This window comes from Bacillus hominis, from assembly GCF_018332515.1.
GTDB classification, from domain to species: domain Bacteria; phylum Bacillota; class Bacilli; order Bacillales; family Bacillaceae_G; genus Bacillus_A; species Bacillus_A hominis.
In genome coordinates, this window is record NZ_BOQD01000152.1 from 1 (window position 1) to 19,333 (window position 19,333).

The 19,333-nt window shown below is 36.0% G+C and carries 19 protein-coding genes and 1 pseudogene; 4 read left to right on the forward strand and 16 right to left on the reverse strand.

Annotation, left to right across the window (positions count from 1 at the left end):
- Positions 1 to 70 precede the first annotated feature (70 nt).
- A complete protein-coding gene (locus tag KI356_RS15825; protein ID WP_212935860.1) occupies positions 71 to 541 on the forward strand; it encodes a hypothetical protein in 471 nt (156 codons plus the stop codon).
- A gap of 204 nt (positions 542 to 745) precedes the next feature.
- Here the strand turns inward: KI356_RS15825 and KI356_RS15830 are convergent, their stop codons facing one another.
- The 8 genes from KI356_RS15830 to KI356_RS15865 all read right to left on the reverse strand — a co-directional run bounded on the left by KI356_RS15830 (position 746) and on the right by KI356_RS15865 (position 7,620).
- On the reverse strand, positions 746 to 1,894 hold the full coding sequence (locus tag KI356_RS15830; RefSeq protein ID WP_212935861.1) for an acyl-CoA dehydrogenase family protein: 1,149 nt from the start codon (positions 1,892 to 1,894) through the stop codon (positions 746 to 748).
- Positions 1,895 to 2,048: 154 nt separating this feature from the next.
- Positions 2,049 to 2,681, reverse strand: coding sequence for a YdcF family protein (locus tag KI356_RS15835; RefSeq protein ID WP_002146866.1), 633 nt, complete (start codon positions 2,679 to 2,681; stop codon positions 2,049 to 2,051).
- A gap of 332 nt (positions 2,682 to 3,013) precedes the next feature.
- Positions 3,014 to 3,601, reverse strand: a complete 588-nt coding sequence (locus tag KI356_RS15840; RefSeq protein ID WP_128280471.1) for a GNAT family N-acetyltransferase — start codon at positions 3,599 to 3,601, stop codon at positions 3,014 to 3,016.
- A gap of 159 nt (positions 3,602 to 3,760) precedes the next feature.
- Positions 3,761 to 4,141 carry a VOC family protein gene (locus KI356_RS15845; RefSeq protein WP_128280472.1) on the reverse strand — a complete coding sequence of 127 codons (381 nt, stop codon included), beginning with the start codon at positions 4,139 to 4,141 and terminating at the stop codon, positions 3,761 to 3,763.
- 89 nt (positions 4,142 to 4,230) lie between these two features.
- On the reverse strand, positions 4,231 to 4,746 hold the full coding sequence (locus tag KI356_RS15850) for an SRPBCC domain-containing protein (protein ID WP_128280473.1): 516 nt from the start codon (positions 4,744 to 4,746) through the stop codon (positions 4,231 to 4,233).
- A gap of 12 nt (positions 4,747 to 4,758) precedes the next feature.
- Positions 4,759 to 5,103: an ArsR/SmtB family transcription factor gene (locus KI356_RS15855; protein WP_128280474.1), complete on the reverse strand. Its 345-nt coding sequence runs from the start codon at positions 5,101 to 5,103 to the stop codon at positions 4,759 to 4,761.
- A 447-nt stretch (positions 5,104 to 5,550) separates the two neighbouring features.
- The gene (locus KI356_RS15860; protein WP_234842430.1) at positions 5,551 to 5,997 is read right to left on the reverse strand and encodes a TetR/AcrR family transcriptional regulator; all 447 of its coding nucleotides are present in this window, start codon (positions 5,995 to 5,997) and stop codon (positions 5,551 to 5,553) included.
- A 294-nt stretch (positions 5,998 to 6,291) separates the two neighbouring features.
- On the reverse strand, positions 6,292 to 7,620 hold the full coding sequence (locus KI356_RS15865; RefSeq protein ID WP_212935862.1) for a YjiH family protein: 1,329 nt from the start codon (positions 7,618 to 7,620) through the stop codon (positions 6,292 to 6,294).
- 240 nt (positions 7,621 to 7,860) lie between these two features.
- On the opposite strand from KI356_RS15865, the gene KI356_RS15870 reads away from it, so the two are divergent.
- On the forward strand, positions 7,861 to 9,669 hold the full coding sequence (locus KI356_RS15870; RefSeq protein ID WP_212935863.1) for an S-layer homology domain-containing protein: 1,809 nt from the start codon (positions 7,861 to 7,863) through the stop codon (positions 9,667 to 9,669).
- 201 nt (positions 9,670 to 9,870) lie between these two features.
- Here the strand turns inward: KI356_RS15870 and KI356_RS15875 are convergent, their stop codons facing one another.
- The 5 genes and pseudogenes from KI356_RS15875 to KI356_RS15895 all read right to left on the reverse strand — a co-directional run bounded on the left by KI356_RS15875 (position 9,871) and on the right by KI356_RS15895 (position 13,192).
- A complete protein-coding gene (locus KI356_RS15875) occupies positions 9,871 to 10,749 on the reverse strand; it encodes an aminoglycoside phosphotransferase family protein (RefSeq protein ID WP_212935864.1) in 879 nt (292 codons plus the stop codon).
- Complete coding sequence (locus KI356_RS15880) at positions 10,746 to 11,264, reverse strand: GNAT family N-acetyltransferase (RefSeq protein WP_212935872.1); 519 nt, start codon at positions 11,262 to 11,264, stop codon at positions 10,746 to 10,748. Before KI356_RS15880 ends, KI356_RS15875 begins: the two co-directional genes overlap by 4 nt.
- 14 nt (positions 11,265 to 11,278) lie before the next feature.
- The gene (locus KI356_RS15885) at positions 11,279 to 12,253 is read right to left on the reverse strand and encodes an S-layer homology domain-containing protein (RefSeq protein WP_212935865.1); all 975 of its coding nucleotides are present in this window, start codon (positions 12,251 to 12,253) and stop codon (positions 11,279 to 11,281) included.
- 133 nt (positions 12,254 to 12,386) lie between these two features.
- Positions 12,387 to 12,527: pseudogene (locus KI356_RS15890) on the reverse strand (DUF2691 family protein); the annotation flags it as partial.
- Positions 12,528 to 12,757: 230 nt separating this feature from the next.
- The gene (locus KI356_RS15895; protein WP_212935866.1) at positions 12,758 to 13,192 is read right to left on the reverse strand and encodes a ferritin-like domain-containing protein; all 435 of its coding nucleotides are present in this window, start codon (positions 13,190 to 13,192) and stop codon (positions 12,758 to 12,760) included.
- 361 nt (positions 13,193 to 13,553) lie between these two features.
- Between KI356_RS15895 and KI356_RS15900 the strand changes: the two genes are divergently transcribed.
- A complete protein-coding gene (locus tag KI356_RS15900) occupies positions 13,554 to 14,060 on the forward strand; it encodes a GNAT family N-acetyltransferase (protein ID WP_212935867.1) in 507 nt (168 codons plus the stop codon).
- 178 nt (positions 14,061 to 14,238) lie between these two features.
- Here KI356_RS15900 and KI356_RS15905 read toward each other — a convergent pair whose 3' ends face one another.
- Positions 14,239 to 15,420, reverse strand: a complete 1,182-nt coding sequence (locus tag KI356_RS15905; RefSeq protein WP_212935868.1) for a YhgE/Pip domain-containing protein — start codon at positions 15,418 to 15,420, stop codon at positions 14,239 to 14,241.
- Between the two features lie 172 nt (positions 15,421 to 15,592).
- Between KI356_RS15905 and KI356_RS15910 the strand changes: the two genes are divergently transcribed.
- Positions 15,593 to 16,210: a TetR/AcrR family transcriptional regulator gene (locus KI356_RS15910; RefSeq protein ID WP_212935869.1), complete on the forward strand. Its 618-nt coding sequence runs from the start codon at positions 15,593 to 15,595 to the stop codon at positions 16,208 to 16,210.
- Between the two features lie 73 nt (positions 16,211 to 16,283).
- Here KI356_RS15910 and ppsA read toward each other — a convergent pair whose 3' ends face one another.
- Positions 16,284 to 18,893, reverse strand: a complete 2,610-nt coding sequence (gene ppsA / locus KI356_RS15915) for a phosphoenolpyruvate synthase (RefSeq protein WP_212935870.1) — start codon at positions 18,891 to 18,893, stop codon at positions 16,284 to 16,286.
- A gap of 129 nt (positions 18,894 to 19,022) precedes the next feature.
- Positions 19,023 to 19,304, reverse strand: coding sequence for a YolD-like family protein (locus tag KI356_RS15920; RefSeq protein WP_212935871.1), 282 nt, complete (start codon positions 19,302 to 19,304; stop codon positions 19,023 to 19,025).
- Positions 19,305 to 19,333: the final 29 nt, after the last annotated feature.

The following is a 19,333-nucleotide window of genomic DNA, read 5'->3' on the forward strand; positions in this document are numbered from 1 at the left end:
TAAATGGAATATATGTTATGTTTTCCTTGCAATTATACATTATTATATTCTTATAAAAGGAGAGAAATATATGATTCTTACAAAAAAGCGGTTCGTTATCTCTAGTTCATTTATTCTCATTACCTCACTTTGCACGATTACTTTATTAACAAAGCCAAATACAAAACTAGATTCCTCACCTTCAAGTATAGAAAAAGAGACTATTACCCTTTCATCGAGTAATAAAGAAGAAATCCGAACATTTCATTCATCTTCATTTAATAATTCGCATACATTCAGAGGTGGCACAGGTACAGGCTTTGACTTTAGCGGCCAAGGTGACTTAAATATTACGATTAAAAATACCGGTACAAACAGTTTTACCTATTCAATTAAATTCAAAGAAGATCGTTTAGTAAAACACACGTTACAGCCAAATGAAAGTAAATCCTTTACTTTACGTTCACTCATCGCCAATCCTCTACCAGGTGATTATTCGTTATCTGCACATAATCAAGATGGTTCTGAAAGTAGTATGAACCTTGAAGTGCAGCCACAATAGAACAAATTAAAAAGGATAGCCTTTTTAATTTGTAAAACGAGAATTCCCTATTCTTTGAACGACGACATAATACATGGAATGATATCAACGATTTTTCGAATATATCTATCACAACTCTTAATATGTCAATGACTCAACATAGAATACCGATTCACCGACAACGAAAAGTCTGTTCCAGAACGGAACAGACTTTATATTTCTTCATTACGACCGAAACGCCGCATCCGCCAATATGGAAAGTGTTGCATCATCCATCGGCGGATTGTGCAATCCTGCTCTGACGTTTAGATAGTAACGATGAAGCGGATTTTTTTCTGATAAACTTTTCGCCCCGACAATACGCATTGCTTTATCTACAATAGATATTGCCGCGTTCGTTACAACATACTTCGCAGCTGCTAGTTCGGCTTGCAATGATAATTTATCTTCTGCCTCATCGTATTTTTTCGCAATTTGATATAAAAAGACGCGAGCTTGCATAAGCTCAAGTTCTAATTCTCCAACTAATCTTCTAATATTCGGTAATAAACTAATAGAATGATTTAAGCTATTTGGCTTGTATGATTCCGCAAACTGAATTGCATAATTTCTTGCTGATTGAGCAATTCCTAAATAACATGCCGGTATATGTAGCAACCAGCCAATACCCTTTTGTTTCACTTTCCCGCCCCATACATCCGTAAAAAAGCGCTTCTCTATCTCTACATTTTGTAAAACGAGATCATGGCTCGCAGTTCCTCGCATTGCGATACTATCCCACGTTTCTTCAATTGTTACGCCTTGTGTATTCTTCGGAATGACAAACTCTCCGATTTCTTCTCGGCCTTCAATACTTGCTGAAATGATAAAATAATCAAGTACTGGCGCCATTGTCGTAAACGTTTTTCTTCCATTTATAATCCACTTCTCACCTTTTTGGACAGCTAACGTCTCTGGTTTCCCGCCGCGCGTAGGACTACCTGTATTCGGCTCTGTCGCTGCTCGATTAAAAAGCGCACCATTACGCACTTCTTCACAAAACCAAGTGAACATTTCCTCATTCCAAGAGCGATTTTCAGCTAATTCCTTTACAATACCAAGGTGCCATCCAATTGATAATGCGGTCGCACCGCAACCTTCTGCTATTTTCTCTTGAAATAAAACGAAGTCATATAAAGAAATCGCATTGCCTCCCAATTCTTTTGGCAACGTTAATTTCGTATATCCGATATCTTTCAAATTATTAATATTTTCATACGGAAATGATCCTAATTCACTTAGTTGATGCTCCCTTTCCATGAACTTCGGAATCAATTTATTTATTTGTTCAATAACTAAAGATTGTTCTTCTGTTTCAACAAATGAGAGTGCCATACTATAATCTCCTTTATGTTCGATTCATAAACCGTTCATTTTGTCATTATGATTATATGAAATTACCTCTCTATTGTTTCACTATTCCGATAAAAATACAATGCTTTTGAACAATAAGAAAAGTTCCTATTCATGGATAGGTTCTTTCCTTATATTAATCCCCCTTCAATGCCTTCAGTGGCAACGAGGTTACATATCCAATATACGAACATAATTCTTTAAAAAAGAAGGGGATTTCTGTATCTAACGTTTTATACGCTGACGTTGGAGTTGGTGATGCATACGCTTCAATTTTAATATGTTTTGCAATTTTCATCGCACGTTTCATATGAAGTGGATCACTCACGATCGTATATGTGCGTATTCCGTTCTCTATTCCAACTTGCTTTGCATTCTTTAAATTATCCTCTGTGAAAAGGGATTTTGTTTCAATTAAAATATCTTCTTCTTTTACACCATGTTTCAGTGCATACACTCTAGCAGTACGCGCTTCCTCAAGCTCCGCCTCAAACTTTGTACCACCTGTGAAAATAATCTTTTTAATATTACCGTTCTTATATAAAGAAATTGCATGATTAATTCTTTCTTTAAATACAGGAGATGGTTTTCCGTTCCATGAAGCTGCTCCTAGCACGATACCAGCATCTGTCTTCACATCATCATCTGTTTTAAAGCGATAACTCCAAATATCGTAAGCTGCATAACTTACATATAAAATAATAGAACAAATCATAAGCAAGAATACTTGCAAGATTCTTCTTTTCTTACTTTTCTTATTTTCTTTCATTTATAAATGCCTCCGTACATCATCCATACTTCTATATAAAAACGTATATATCAAATCATTTTGTTTGAATTTGTTTAAAAGAAGGAATTTTTCTTGTCATATATATGCATTAAAGGGTTTTCATTTAAAATTGAGGATTAACAATTCATTTTTCGTTTGCGGTTTTCATTACATTTGTGTAATCCATAAGTTTATTACCATACAACTACATTGTAACGAATTTTTTATCATAATGGAATGATGAAACAAAAGTAAATAAAAGAAGTAACTGTTTTGTAAGAAAAAAGGTATATTTTTCATCTTGACGATTAATACACCTTTCTTAATATGAATTATCGTTTTTCTTTATACGACTCTAACTTTTCTAATAACCGTTCTTTTACAGCTGGCCATTCACTTGCAATAACACTGTATACAACTGCATCTCTAACATGTCCACTCGGCAATTTTCTTTCATTTCTAAGTACACCCTCTTTTACTGCGCCCAGTCTTTCAATTGCTCTTTGTGCTTTTTCATTTCGTGCATCCGTCTTAATTTGTACTCTCCGCATATGCAATTTTTCAAAAGCATATTGTAATAACATATACTTACATTCTGTATTCATACTCGTACGCTGTACATTCGGGTCATACCACGTTTTACCTAACTCAACTGTCTTATCTTCCACTGAAATGTTATATAAGCGTGTACTTCCTACTATTTCATTCGTCTTTTCATCAACAACAACAAATGGCAAATCCTTACCTGCCCCATAAGCTTTTATCGCCTTTTGAACATATTGCTGCATATCTTGAACAGTATCCATTTTAGAGATTAAATACGCCCAAATATCTCGATTTCCTTCTACAATCGAAAACAGCTTTTCGACATCACCACTGTCTATTAACCGTAATTTTGCTCTTTCGTGAATAATTTCCATTTGCAAGCCCCCTTCTTTTGTTGTTACTATATCATATTATTATTTATCATTTTATTATGATATAAAAATAAAATTCACCATCATAGAAATATAATATATCTTAAAATAAAAAATGCGATGCCTTTATTCAAGCATCGCACTCATAATTTGAATTGAAATTTACTTCTTTTCCATTACGGCAAAGTAATTATTTTCGCTATCCGCAAAATTAAATATTCTACCTGTAGGCATAGTTACAATTTCCCCAACTGTAACTTTTTTGTTTACTAAATCACTATATAAACGATCGAATTCTTTTGAGAAGAACATTAAAGAAGGTGTGCCAAGATTTAACTCAGGCTGCATTTTAGCAATTAACTCTTTATTATGGAGAATAATACTTGTTTCAGCTTCTTTAGTTGGAGCAATTTCAATCCATCGCATTCCTTGACCGTTATCTTCCTCCGAAATAACACTAAATCCTAATTTTTCTGTCCAAAATTCCTTCACTTCATCTTGGTTATTCACATACAACATAATTTGGCCAACATTATTAATCATATATTTTAGCTCTCCCTTATAAACTTTTTTATTAAACTCAATGCGCTTAAACCTACTTACCACCGAAAATAAAGTTACTGTACAAAAATCTATTTCAGCGATTCCAATCGCTCACTCAAACGATCCCAAGTTTCGGTGATACCTTGTAGCATACCCATATCCATAACAGTCTTAAGGGCCTCTTTGGAAACATATTCAGCACGGTTTATTAGCTTTGTCTTTCCACCTAAATCGATAAACTCCAATGTCATCTCGGTTGACGGCATAGAATCATTTACATTGCCTTCAGCATCTGAAAAGTAATCGGTATAGACGATTTTCTCTGGCTCAATAATCTCTTTATAGACTCCTTTGCCCCATGATTCCATACCAAAGAATTGCCCCAGGTCCTGATCGACACACTTCATACAGTAGTGCCAAACGCCTCCCGGACGGAAATCGACAGTGCATGCGGGAATTTCCCAACCCTTTGGTCCCCACCAATGCTTCAAATGTTCTGCTTCTTTAAACATACTGAATACAAGATCACGCGGTGCATCGAAAACGCGCTCCAGTACTAATACTCGCTCATTCTCTACTCTCGATACCATTGTATTTTTTGACATTTTAATTCCTCCTTAAGATTTTTCCTTGTTTTGCAATTCCTTCAAATACCTATCTAGATTATCGAATCTCTCTTCCATCACATGCTTAAATGACTGTACCCAACAATCAAGTGCTTGGAAAGGTTCAGGTCGTAACTTATAAATCCGGCGATTAGCTTCAGCTTGCACTTCCACAATTCCAGTATCACTTAGCACCTTTAAGTGTTTCGAAGTTTGTGGCTGCCTTAATCCCAGATGATCGGCAATTTCCCCAACAGTTAGAGGACCGTCACGCAACAGTTCAACGATATTCATACGATTCGGTTCAGATAAGGCATTCAGCGTCGCCACGTTCACGCCCGAAATTTCCTCCGACATATCACTCACCTCGTTAAGTGATGGTCTCCAGTTATAACACATCAATATCATCACTAATATTATCGTCTTGTTGAATTGATTATATCCAAACGGGAATATTCCCGTCAAGGAATATTCAAAAACTAACTTCACACTAAATGTGACTTTCACTTTGGAATAAAGTAAAACTTTAATTCGTGTTTTTTATTTCTCTCCACTGATTATTATCTCGCATGAATTGCGATTTTACGATAAGCAAAAAAGAAGTCATTTGAATCAGAATGACTTCTTTTCTTTTTGAATAAATATTAACTTTTATTAAACAAATCATATTTTTTCATGCTCTATTACTTTATCCCTTTTAACCTCACTTAACCTAATTCAATTTTCCTCAACATCTCTTCCTTAGGACCAAACATACGAATTCCTTGTCGAATATACTCTTCCCATATAGGGTGTGAAGGCTCATCAATAATAGTTAATATCGTACCGATTACATATGAGAAGTAGGAAGAAAATACAACATTTGGTTTTAGCGGTATTAGTTCCCCCCATTTTCTGACCATCGATTATTACAGAAGAGACGATTTCCTTTGATTCCTCCCAAAAAACGAGTATTTTACTCATTATTTGTGGAAATTGATCGCGATGAGCAATTACATATTGTACTAGTCTTAAAGAACTACTTTGTTGAATAAAAAATTTCATTTGTTCATATACCATCTTTGAAATTCTCTCTAATGGTGAACCATCGAATTCATAAACTAATAAGAATAGTTTTCTAAAATCTTCAAAAGGTGCTAATACTGCTGCTTCAAACAATTTCTCTTTACTTTCATAGTAATATGCTACACTACCAAAGCTTACTTCTGCCGCCTCTGCTATTTTAGACATAGTAGTCGGAAAATGGGGCAATCTGCTCTGTTAGGTTGATAGGCATATGGGGGTACCTATTCAAGGGAAAATCTGGATAAATCCCAATAAATACTATATACTAATAAACGGGAGGGGATAAAAATGCTAGATCAAATCACTTGGGGAACGCCAGCCAGCTTATTATGCTTAGGATTCTTTTTTGCAGGACTAGGAATCTTCTTAAGAAGCATTACGTCATATACGAAAAATAAATAAAAATACCCCGATTTTAAACAAAAGAAGCCCTCCTGTTACAGACGGCTTCTTTTGTTATAGCTTTATCTTATTAAAACTTTACAGCAACAAATAAGCAATTGGCGTAATAATAAGCAACGTTAAAATCGTTCTTATCACATATAAAATAATCAGTTCAGATACTTTTAACGGAATATCTGTTGATAATATACAAGGGATTGATGCGGAGAAAAACAAGATAGATGATACAGACACAACCGCAATAACAAACTTTGTCACAAGCGGTGCACTTACAACTAACAATGACGGTAAAAACATTTCTGCAATACCAACTGATACAGCTTTAGCAGCTAAGTCTGCTTCTGGCAATCGTAATAACCACGTAAATGGATAGAAAATATAGCTGACCCAATCAAATATTGGTGTAAACTTTGCTAAGACGATACCGATTAATCCTACTGACATAATCGATGGTAAAATCCCCATCGTCATAATAAAACCGTCTTTTAAATTCACTGCAATATTTTTCATAACGCTCGGTGCAGACTTCGATACTTCTAATGCATCTTCCCAAGCTCGTTCTAGCATTCTTTCTTTATAGACAGGCTCTGGGAACCCTTCTTTCGTAATATATGTATCTGGTTTTCTACTAAGTGGCGGGATTCTTACGGTGATAGCAGTCACGATGAATGTTACAACAAGCGTAGTCCAAAAATAAACATTCCATAAATGCATCATATCTAATGTTTTTGCGATGATGATCATAAATGTAGCGGATACTGTAGAAAAACCTGTAGCGATAATGGCTGCTTCTTTTGTCGTATACTTTCCTTCTTTATAAACCCGATTAGTAATTAATAAGGCTAATGAATAACTCCCAACGAATGAAGCAACCGCATCAATTGCCGACCTTCCCGGTGTTTTCCATAACGGTCTCATAATCGGACGACAAAACGTGCCGATAAACTCAAGCAATCCGTACCCAACTAATAACGCTAAAAATGCCGAGCCAATTGGGACGAGTAAACTTACTGATATAACTAACTTCTCATACAAAAACGGTCCAACATCTGGCGCAAAGAACCAAGCTGGTCCTACTTTCAAACAATATAATACGCCAAAAACAACACCTACTACTTTTAAAATAGAAAAACAAATATCTACAATAGATGCATTCCATTTTTTCGTATAAAATGGATAAATCGCACCAATTATCATTACAAGTAGTGCGTAATATGGTACTACAGAAGGAACTGAAGTCCGGATCCACGATACGATATGATCAATCATAATAGACGAAGCACCGTTTATCGTAACGGGAACAAAAAACATGAATACACCTACTAAACTAGCGAGTACAAACCGAAGAATAATCCCTCTCTCTCGCCCTGTCTTAATTACATTACTTTTTAATTCAATTTCACTCAAAATTCGACACCTCCTATTATCTAAATATTCTGTATAATTATATTAAATTCCTTCTTTTTAATTGAAAATTAACAAGTAATAATCTTACTTTTTCATTGTCAGTCTCCAAAAATTATCATATAATGTTCTTCAGTAATGTTACATATACAAACTTTAAACACGTGATTTGTAACCATTTTATTTCCTTTTGTCAATTCACTCATTAAATTAACCTACATAAAATAGAAGGAGAATGTACAATTGAAAACAATAAAAATAACTATGGCAAGTACACTGCTACTTGGCGCTCTCATCGCTCCATCTAGTTCTTTAGCTGTGAGTGAAACTGTAACACAAAAAAATAATGCGCAGTTGGAGATTGACGAAGACGATTACTACTATCAGTTTCCCGATGTTATTGGGTGGGCAAAGCCGTCTGTTGATTATTTAGTAAAGAAAAAGGTCTTATCTGGCTTACCAGACGGTACATTTGGACCTAATCTTGAAATCGATAGAGCTTCTGCCGCAATTATCATGGCAAAAATATTAAACTTACAAATAGATGCTTCGGCTCAACCATCATTTAAGGATTCCCAAGACCATTGGGCTACTCCTTATATTGCTGCAGTTGAAAAAGCTGGGATTATTAAAGGAGTAGGTAATGGGAATTTCAATCCTTCTGTAAAACTAACGAGAGCTGCTATGGCTTCTATGCTTGTCCATTCATATAACTTAGACAAAAAAGCTACTGAACTATTACCTACTGTATTTCAAGATTTAAAAGGACACTGGAGTGAGAAGTCGGCCAATCTTCTTGTTGCTCTTCGTATTTCAGCTGGTTATGGTGGTAGTCATTGGTATCCAGATAACACTATTACCCGTGCAGAAGCTGCCAGTTTAGTTGCTCGCACAGATCAATCAAAAGATAAAGAAATTAAATTAAAGCAAGTTTCTATGAAACAAAGTTATTTTATATATCCTGAATCCTCTCTACATTCAGGTATAATTGCTGAATATCCCGCCCAAACCGTTACTGTATTCGACGAATCAGAAACAGGATGGATTAAAATTGCTACAGATCATGGGTTAAAGTGGACACCATTACAAGAGAAACAAGTTTATATTGATAAAAATTTTGTTACCTTTGATAGACCGTCAAGAACAGGATATGTGGTTGGTAAATATCCCCCTCAAACTGTAACAGTCGTTGAAGAAAATAGCATCTGGTTAAAGATTCGTACTAGCGAGGGTCTTCAATGGATGAATCCATACTTAGAAGAAGGTGAAGGAAAAGAACTAACGTACATACCAAAAGAATTTTTTGCTTACGATAGCCCTAATTTTTCTTCTAAAGTATCTGGAAAGTACGCTCCACAAGGTGGCGTAGAAGAATTAGCTAAGGGAGATGACGGATGGGTACAAATTCGTACAGACAAAGGACCGAAATGGATAAATATGTCTTATCTCTTACGTCCAAAGCTTCTCTTAAATGTTCCTGCCATTAATCAATTACCGGAACTACAAAAAGGAAGTACTGTTGTTTCACTACAAATGCTTTTAGAATACTACACAGGACGTTCATTAAATAAAGTAGAATTTGCTAATCAAATGCCCTTTGATACAACGCGGCGCAAGACTGATGGAAACGGAAAAGTTACAGTTTGGGGTGATCCAGACATCGGATTCGTTGGTGACGTAAGTGGAAAGAGCTATGGTTACTCTATTAACCCAGCACCATTGAAACAATTACTTGATAAATACGCCAGAGGTACAGACTTAACTGGGCAGGATTTTTCTGTTTTAGAAAGTTATGTACGTAATGGTAAACCGGTTGTAGCATGGGTTACAACCAAAATAAACAGCCCACAACTAGATCAAACTTGGCCAACACCTCAAGGGAAAACGGTAAATGGATACAGAAATGCACATACGATTATCATAACTGGTGTAGATGATCGTAACATTTACTATAATGACCCATTAGAAGGTAAAAAAGACCAACCAATGGTAAAATCTCGATTTGAGCACAGTTATAACCAAATGGGTAAAAAAGCTTTAAGTATCGATTAATAATATAAAGTGAAACTTTAATCAGTGGGGGCTGTTCATCCCCCACTGATTATTAGCCCTCACCAATCGGCGTTTACGGGCAGTTACTCTCCCACCTAACTTCTTTGCTCCAGCTGAATTTTGAGGTGGGAGTTTTACTGCCCGTTAATGCGGGGTAAAAAAGCCTATTTTGATCGTATGATTCAAAATAGGCTTTTTCTATTACATCCCATAATCATCAGCAATTACTTGAATAATGCGATACGATTCTTCGGCTACTTTCTCATTACTATCCCTATTCGCATCGTATGTAATTAACACCTTCCAAAGCGCCCACCCTCTCGCTCTATTCCACGTTTCTTCATCCATACGTAATACTTTTTTTAATACGTTCCTACTATTCTCATCAAAAAATGTCCATGCCATCGCTGCATCACAAGCAGGATCCCCTACTCCTAATATACCAAAATCAATTACGGCACAAAGCTTTCCATCTTTAATGAGTAAGTTCCCCGGTGCTATATCCCCATGAACCCAAACTGGTTTGCGGTTCCATGTTGACCGAAGTGCTAAATCCCAAAGGTGCTTTAATAATGTCTCATCAAAAACATCCTTATTATTTTCAATGGCTGTTCTTGCCTCTTTATCGTATACAGATATAAGCCCGCCTCGGTAAAAATTATGTGCTCCAGCAATTGGTCCGTTACTCGCATCAATGGATTGCAATTCTACTAAAAATACCCCTAAGTCCGCCGCAAATTCATTTAAGTCACGGATATTTTCTTTCGTAACTGTCTCTCCTTCTATCCATTTATTAATAGACCAAGGCCACGGATACTTTTCAGACGGATTCCCTTTCGCAATTGGTGCAGAAATTGGTAAAGAAAGTTCCTTACTTAATATAGGCAGCCACTTGTTTTCTTTCTCAACTTGCGGTGCATACGCTGCATCACTTGGTAATCTTACACTCATCTGATCTCCTAAATGAAACGTTCTATTATCGTGCCCGCTAAGCTTTACAGGTTCCACTTCTAAATGTGCCCATTCAGGAAATTGCTCTTGTATTAACTTTTCAATTAAATCTGTGTTAATTAGATTCATTCACTTCTCCTTCTCTTTTGAAATTTACTATGTCCTTCTGTACTACCAAGATACTCAAAACCACTTCGTTTGTAAAAATCATTCAACGTACGATTATGTCCAACACAATCTAGCTTCAAATATTTTTTATCACGCTGTACATTCTCTTCAATCCATTTTAATATCATTTCTCCTATCCCATTTCCTTTATACTTCCGTTTCACCGCAAGTCTATGAATATATAACGAATCAAAGACTTCCTCTTTACCAAAAATGTGTTCATCCCAATCATTTTGTTTAGGAGATACTGTAAACGTACCGATAACTTCCTCTTCATTTAGTACAACATACGTATATTTCTCTTTTATACCTTCTATTATTTCAGTCGTAGCTTCTTCTCCTAAAAGATATTGCCATTGATTCACTTCTTTATCTTTTAACCACTGTGCTACTTCGTTTAATACAGTAATAACGACATTAATATCTTCTTCTGAAGCAATTCTAACTGTATAGTTCTTCTCCATATTTTTGACCATTCTATTAAAAAACATTAATCCTTATAACCAAACAATACGCTTATAACAGAATCTTTTTTAATAATAATTCTTCTTCCATCCATTTCAAAATCTTGATAATGTGGTCCTTTACTATTAATAAGCTTCCACATTTCCTCACTTTTTGTAGGAGTAAGAATGTTTAAAAATTGTTTCACAGATTCTTCTACACCACTATCTTCGCTATAAATATATAGTTTTGCTTCCCATTCATCTCTATCATTTATATATAAATCCATGACATTAAAAACGGAATCGCCATTCGCGCCCAATAAGTTATATGTATACCTATTTTTATTAAGGAAAAATCCGAGAGATTCAGCTTCCCTTTTTAATTCTCCCCTAACATCATGATTTCCCTCTGGGTTTTGACCTTTAAAAATGGAATTGTACAAGAATTTCGCAAACTGCTCTCTTTTTACATCATATTGCCCGCCATACTGGTTATTCCCAATACCACTTGTCACCCCATTGCTATATAGAGCTTTAATTGCGTCCTCAGCCCAATGATTACTCGGAATATCATTAAATGGTACGTTTCCTTTTATCTCTAGATTAAATGCAGTTTGTAAAATCTTTGCCATTTCATAACGAGTTAACGTATCATCTGGTCGGAATTTATCAGTGCCATTTCCAATCATGATTCCAACTTCGGTAACAGCTTTAATACTCTCTTCAAACATGTGTCCTTTAATGTCTGAAAAATTTGTAGCCTGTGCCTCATTCTCTTTTAAATTATAATAGCGAGCCATAATAGATGCTACTTGCCCACGGGTAATATCATCACCAAATCCATATACTCCATTACCATAACCTGAAACAATCCCCCTATCTGCCAAATAATTTATTGCTTGTTCAGACCAATGATTACTTGGTATATCGTTAAAACGGCTTGTTTGTGCATGAGCAGTAGTTGCCCCAAATAATGTTGTAGCGATTAAACCTGTTGCAATTACATTTTTGAGATTCATAATTCTCCCCCCTAATTTATTCCACATAATAAATTGTAAAAAATATCCACATTCTATATAAATATATTAATTTAAAGTGCGCACGTCAAATATTTTTTAATAAAACAAACATTCAAATAACAAAGGGTTCTCCATCCAATCCACCACGTGCTACTAAGTATGATTCCTCACTCCCCACCCACCAATCAAATGAAGAAATATGAATTGGCTTTAATACTTTCCAAAGTAAATTCTCATATTCATTTGGAATATCTACAAAAATTCCTCTTTTCATTTGTTTGCTCCTAGCTTATTTATTTTCATTTTCGTTTCATACATTATATACCAAATCTAACCACTATATTTTGTCAATCCTATGTAACTTGCATTTCATCGCAAAAAAACCGCTCCACTACTGTGAAACGGTTTCCTTCTACTTATATTTAAGTATTGCATTCAATTACTGCACTACGTTTTAAAATAATTTCTAATATGTTCACCACATCAGCCATTCATTTTTAACATTCACTTCGACTTCACAAAATAATATAAAAACCACACCGCATGATTTTGTTCATCTGCAGCGATTCTCCGTAACAAATCTTTCATAGATGCATCTGATGTTTCATCTGAAATTTCTAAATAAAAATCTACAGTCTTTTGCTCATCTTGTATAGCGAATTCTAATCCTTGTAAGTACGTATTAGGACATCCTTCATTGATCTGTGGTTTCGGCTGCTGACCAGTTAAGTTCGTATAGATTTGTACAAAATGATGAAAATGCCTTATTTCATCATTACGGATTTCAAGAATTTGTTTTTGTTCTACTTGATTTGGAGCCATGTTAGCTAATTTAGCATAGCAGCTTATAGCGCTATACTCTCCGTTTATAGCTTTTTCAATATCACTTATCAACTTATCATTCTGCCTATACCAATCATGATAATTCGAATTATACATCGTATCCCCTCCTTAATTTCGCATAACATTTTATGCATTTTGAAATAGTCGGAGCATGTATATATAACGGGATAGCTGTATCTTTAAAAGAAAGTTTGATATAAGGGTCTATTTTGCAAAGGAATTGCTTATGCATAAAATGAAACTATAATCAGTGGGGGTTTTGTTCATCCCGTACTGATTATTAGCCCTCACCAATCGGGAGTTTTACTGACCGCAAATAGCGGGATAAAATAACACTTTTTTTGTATACTGTTGCTATAAATTCTCACAATAGTTGGAAAATAAATTTGCGAATCAACCGAATGTGATGATGTGTGAAGCTATTATAGGTGCAATAACATAACTAGGAGGTTCCACTATGCCATCTTTATTCAAAACTATGGAGTTCCAGTTGAAAACTGAACGACTTGATCTGAGTATGTGGGAGGAATCCGATTCAGTTTGGATGAGAAAATTAATTGGCGAACGTGGTGTGGACATGCCAACCGTTGACTCCGTTCGTAACAAGCTTATCGAGATGAGAGAGAAAGCAGCCGAAAATGGCATTTCCCTTCTCACTATTCGAAGGCGAGACGAAGGCGATTTCATCGGATACTGCGGCTTGATTATCGGGCGTTCCACACTTGAAGAGCCGGAGATTGCATACGAGCTGTTCCGCAGTGCTCATGGTAAAGGCTACGCGACTGAGGCAGCATCCGTTGTGCTGGACGCTGCGATTGCTACTGGGCGCCACAGACTTTGGTCGACTGTAGGCGCTTGGAATGTTGCTTCCCTCCGAGTGCTAGAAAAGATAGGGTTTAAGCGGCATCACAGTACGTGGGAGGACGAGCGCGGTGAGATTGTTTGGAACGTACGCGATCTTTAGAGATCCCGACTTAATTCCAAACACAACATTTTTCAACAATCGGGCGTTAAAATTGAGCAAAAATCATAAAAATTATCCTACTTTGTTCCAAGGCTACATACAACCGCAAATACGAATTCTTCAGCTTATAGATTTCACCACAAAAAAACCGTTTCACTAATTAGTGAAACGGTTTTTTTTAAGCATTCAATTCTGTTCTATGCCCTTTTACTGCACTACGTTTGAAAGCAGTCGCTAGAATAATAACCATACTTACCACACCAATCCAAACGAGGACAGTAACTGGTGTATTCCAGCTTAAACCTTTTCCGAAGAAGAAGATTTCTCTTAGTCCTTCGATCATAAATCTCATCGGCAACCACGCATACACCCAGTCTTGATAAAACGAGGGCAACATCTCAGGCGCTAGCGATAATAATGGTGCTCCGAAGAATAGTAATAACGCGAATAATCCGATTCCATTTAGTCCAACTAATGAAAGCACTGCAGAAATCATTAAGAAGAAACTAAACGCTGTAATGGATAAGAACAACGCCGTATCTGTTACATTCGAAATATTTAATCCTACCATACTATCTGCAAGCCATGTAAGACCAAATCCAATTACAAGCGCCGCAATAGCTCCTGTTATTATTTGTTTTACTTTTAATACAAAGTTTTCTTTTCGTGAGCCTACTGGCATTTTGCGAATCGCAATAAAGATAATTGCTGCACTAGCTAAACTTGCAATCCATAACGGTTGGAATAATGATATTGGTGAGTTACCGTTCGCGCTATTTTTGCCAATTTCATTCATATTTGTCACTTTCTTCGCAATAGGTGTTACTAAATTTGAAGCTTGATCAGCTGTTAAAGTAGCTCCTTTCGCTTTCAATCCACCTAATAGCTCAGTACGAACAGTATTGTTCATATTATCTACTACACCATTTAATATTTGCCCTGCCATAGTTGATGCCGCTGTATTCATTCCTTGATTTATGAATATTTCTACCTCTGGTGAAGATGGTTGTGGTGTTCGTAACGATGCTTGTTTTGCGCTAAATTCTTTCGGAATGACTAATGCCGCGTAATACTCTTGATTGTTTAACCCCTTTTGAACTGATTCCTTATTTTTTACTTCTACCCACTTCACCGCAGGTTCTTTATCTGATTTCGATGATTTTTTCATCGTATCAACGATTTTTTGCCCCATATTCATTTTAGGTTGATTCGGAATTTCTACTCCTTGATCCTCATTTACAATTGCAATTGGTAAATTTTTCGGCTGAGGTTGAACTGTCGGGAATAATGTTAATGAAAAAATAAAGACAATAAGTAGTGCAATGACTGGTGATAATAATAAAAGTTTATTTTTAAACATGTTCTTTTCCCCTCCTTTAATTTCAGTTACAATAAGTGAACAACGTGTTGTTTATTTATATTTTGAATTATATGTTTGCGTTGAACCTTATACAATAATCAGAAATCGCGAATGTGTCGGTTATAAGACACATTTGATAAATATGTTGAAGAAAATTTAGGAGGGACATACTTTGCGAGATAGTAATTTAGATTTACGAGTGATTCGTACAAAAACGGCAATACGAAATGCATTTGTGGAATTAATTGAAGAAAAAGGCTTTGACGCCATTACAGTAAAAGATATTACAACGAAAGCAAACATAAACCGTGGTACGTTTTATACACATTACCTAGATAAATTTGATTTAATGACGAGATGCCAAGAAGAAATTATGTACGAGATGTCTAGCATTGCAAAAAAGAAATTTCCGGAAGTGATTGCGGATCTTGGATCAAACCCTTCCCCAACGACTCCATTTGCACTTCTCACTTCTATTCTTGAATTTCTAAATGAAAATAGTGATTTTATAAAAGCTGTACTTAACCCAAAAGGAGATTTATCTTTCCAAACAAAACTGAAAGACTTTATGTGGAAAACACTGTTTGAAGATACGAATGATGCTCTCATAAAGAAAGAGAATTTACTTGTCCCGAGCCAATACTTTGCTTCTTATATGGCATCTGCTCATATAGGTGTCATTCAGCAATGGTTAAATAGTGGGCAAAAAGAAACACCTGAGGAAATTGCTCGTATTTTATCAACAATCGCAGTTCATGGACCTTTTTATGCAGCTGGCTTAAAAAAATAAACTCGTTGCAAAATAAAAAGGATCATCCACTACATATAGCAGCGGATGATCCTTTTATTCATTTGAGGCACAACTACAATATTTCAATATACCCTTCTGTTCCATGTACCCGAATTCGTTGCCCATCTTTTATTAATTTCGTAGCATTCTCCACCCCAACAACTGCTGGTAATCCATATTCACGTGCGATAACTGCTCCGTGCGTCATGAGTCCGCCGACTTCTGTTACTAAACCTTTTATAGATACAAACAATGGTGTCCAGCCAGGATCCGTAAATGCCGTAACTAATATATCTCCATCTTCTAAATTTGCACCTTCCATGTTTAATATAACGCGAGCTCTCCCCTCTATCACACCTGAAGAAACAGGCAGACCTACGATTGCTTCCGCAGGGAGATTTTCTCGTTTGTACTTACCTGTAATGATTTCACCATCAGACGTGATAACGCGCGGGGGCGTTAGTTTTTCATATAATCTATACTCATTCTTTCGATTATTGATAACTTTGTAATCCAGTTTATTTGTACGAACGACTTCATGAAGCTCTTCAAAATTCAGATAGTATATATCATCGGTTTCATGAATAACACCGCTCTGCATTAGTTGCTTTGCTTCTTTCAGTAACGCCTGCTTATATATGAAATAACGATTAATCATGCCATATTTCGGGTATTCACGATAACCGATGAAATTCCGGATGTTACGAATCATTCGCTTCGTCTTTTCTACTTTTTGTTTACCATCCGGCAAGTGCTGCAATCGCTCTACTAACTCTTCTTCTTTTTTCAAGGCTTCCTGCAGCCCTTCTTCAAATTTCCGTTTACTAGCACCCGCTTCAAAGTCTCTTATATTATTTAAAATCATCGGGATAATTGTAGTTGGCTTTTCACTCCAGCGCGTTTTCGTAATATCGATTTCTCCACTACATCTTATACCGTATTTATTCAGAAAAGCATGAATCGCATCTCGAGCTTTTTCTCCGCCTTCAAACTTAACTAGCTCATCTAAAAAACTATTATCTTTTACATGCTGTAAATATTCAATGACTTCTGTATAAGGGCGAATCACATCTGCAACGTCCATTAATGCTAAACCCATTTCTGACGTAATATTATTTTGTACGGATTGAGAAAGTGTATCTGCTGCATTTTTTTCCCCTAGCCATTGCTCCATCTTTTCATTGATCCATGATGAAGCATCCATACCTGCCATAATTACAGCTGTACTTTGCGGGCTAAATAATATCTTTTGTAATTGTTGCTGGATATCTTCTAAAATAAAATCAAATACAGCCGATCCTGGTTTCGTTTGAATGTTTTGCTTTAACTCTTCTATCGATCTTTGACTATTCTGGATTAAATCCGTAACGATTGCCGGGTCATTTTCGATTTCTGGTTGCGAACTTGCAGGTGGCATGCTTTTACCAACACTCTTTTCTTTTTCATCATCCGATAACAATTTGATAAAATTATCTCGCTCTATTACAGTCGTTAATGCATCTTTTATGAGCGGATCCGATTTCCCTAAAGTGTTTATTAGGAACTCTCTGCTAGCAGGTGAAGCTAATCTTTGTGTAGCATCAACAAATAGCCTTCCCCCCGCTTTACGCATAGGGGCACGAGTCGTTAACAGGAAAAAAGACAACCCTAGTGGTTTCATTGCATCGGTCATCATTTGTTGATGACCAACCGATATATATACATGATTTTCTTGATCGTTTGCTTCTGGAATGGGATATAAAGTCGTGATTGGCCTGCTTTGGACAATATAAAATGTATCACCAACTAAACACCATTCAATATCTTGCGGACAACCGAAATAAGCTTCAATCTGTCTTCCAATCTGTGCTAGCTGTAATATTTGTTGTTCCGTAAGTGTTTGAATCTTTTGCTGAGTGGGATCGATCTGTTTCGTCTTTGTTCCGCCCTCTTTTAAGGCATAGATAGCCAGTTTTTTCGTTGCGATCATCTTTCCGGCGATTTCGCCTTCTTTTACTTTATAATTATCGGCACATACTAAACCTGAAACTAACGCTTCACCGAGTCCAAAACTTGCATCAATTGATAGCACCTTTCGGTTAGAAGTAATCGGGTCAGCAGTAAATAAAATGCCCGAAGCCTCCGGGAAAACCATTCTTTGAACGACAACACATATAGAAACTTGGCTATGTTCAAAATCATTTTGCATTCGGTAAATGACTGCTCGATCTGTAAATAGGGAAGCCCAGCACTTTTTTATATGCTGCAAGATAGCTTCTTTTCCAATCATATTTAAATACGTATCTTGTTGACCTGCAAACGAGGCATATGGTAAATCTTCAGCAGTAGCACTAGAACGCACTGCATAGGCATGTTCATTGCCAAAACGTGAGAGATAATGAGTTACTGATTCCACTACATCAACTGGAATTTCCACTGTCATAATGGCTTCTCTAATTTTCTTACTAATTTCACCAACTTGAACTCGGTCTTCAACTTTCAACTTTGTTAGCTGCTGCAACAAAGGTTGAAACGCTTCATTTTGTGCGATGGCTTGTTGATACCCTACCGTTGTAACACAAAATCCTTCTGGCACTTGTATCCCTTGAATGTTTGTTAACTCCCCTAAATTCAATCCTTTTCCACCAACGAGCCGAAGCTGTGTGTTTTCTATTTCCTGAAAATCGAGAACGAAAGAACTCATTTAACATCTCTCCTTACTTTGCATGTGTTCTTGATTGTAGCAATAGTAAATGAGAATAAACAGTCTATTTCGAACGTTATTTACGTGATATAATTAAGTTAGGAAGAGATCATTACTTCTATTCCCCCTCTAATTCACTTCAATCACATCAACAAACTTAAAAATCCGTTCATTACAAAAAGCATCTGTACAAATAACCGTCTCATTTATTGGATTTATATCCACTACTGTTATGTAATTTTTATATAAATAACCATCTTTATAATATGTAAGTAAAATCTCTTCTTCACCTAAAAATGAAGTTAATAACTTATTTTCCAGCACCTCTTTTGCATCTTGCGTTAAGATTGGACGCTGGAGTTTCGCTTGCTCATGTATCATTTCTTTAATATATGCGAACTGCTCTGGCATACTAGCAAACGGTTAACTCTACTATAATA

Excerpts from the sequence above, each read along its gene's own strand:
- ppsA (WP_212935870.1), bottom strand. The coding sequence starts at position 18,893 with ATGAGTTCTTTCGTTCTCGATTTTCAGGAAATAGAAAACACACAGCTT.
- KI356_RS15875 (WP_212935864.1), bottom strand. The coding sequence starts at position 10,749 with ATGAATCTAATTAACACAGATTTAATTGAAAAGTTAATACAAGAGCAA.
- KI356_RS15845 (WP_128280472.1), bottom strand. The coding sequence starts at position 4,141 with ATGATTAATAATGTTGGCCAAATTATGTTGTATGTGAATAACCAAGAT.
- KI356_RS15825 (WP_212935860.1), top strand. The coding sequence starts at position 71 with ATGATTCTTACAAAAAAGCGGTTCGTTATCTCTAGTTCATTTATTCTC.
- KI356_RS15855 (WP_128280474.1), bottom strand. The coding sequence starts at position 5,103 with ATGTCGGAGGAAATTTCGGGCGTGAACGTGGCGACGCTGAATGCCTTA.
- KI356_RS15830 (WP_212935861.1), bottom strand. The coding sequence starts at position 1,894 with ATGGCACTCTCATTTGTTGAAACAGAAGAACAATCTTTAGTTATTGAA.
- KI356_RS15920 (WP_212935871.1), bottom strand. The coding sequence starts at position 19,304 with ATGCCAGAGCAGTTCGCATATATTAAAGAAATGATACATGAGCAAGCG.
- KI356_RS15885 (WP_212935865.1), bottom strand. The coding sequence starts at position 12,253 with ATGAATCTCAAAAATGTAATTGCAACAGGTTTAATCGCTACAACATTA.
- KI356_RS15880 (WP_212935872.1), bottom strand. The coding sequence starts at position 11,264 with ATGGTCAAAAATATGGAGAAGAACTATACAGTTAGAATTGCTTCAGAA.
- KI356_RS15840 (WP_128280471.1), bottom strand. The coding sequence starts at position 3,601 with ATGGAAATTATTCACGAAAGAGCAAAATTACGGTTAATAGACAGTGGT.
- KI356_RS15900 (WP_212935867.1), top strand. The coding sequence starts at position 13,554 with ATGCCATCTTTATTCAAAACTATGGAGTTCCAGTTGAAAACTGAACGA.
- KI356_RS15895 (WP_212935866.1), bottom strand. The coding sequence starts at position 13,192 with ATGTATAATTCGAATTATCATGATTGGTATAGGCAGAATGATAAGTTG.
- KI356_RS15835 (WP_002146866.1), bottom strand. The coding sequence starts at position 2,681 with ATGAAAGAAAATAAGAAAAGTAAGAAAAGAAGAATCTTGCAAGTATTC.
- KI356_RS15850 (WP_128280473.1), bottom strand. The coding sequence starts at position 4,746 with ATGTCAAAAAATACAATGGTATCGAGAGTAGAGAATGAGCGAGTATTA.
- KI356_RS15905 (WP_212935868.1), bottom strand. The coding sequence starts at position 15,420 with ATGTTTAAAAATAAACTTTTATTATTATCACCAGTCATTGCACTACTT.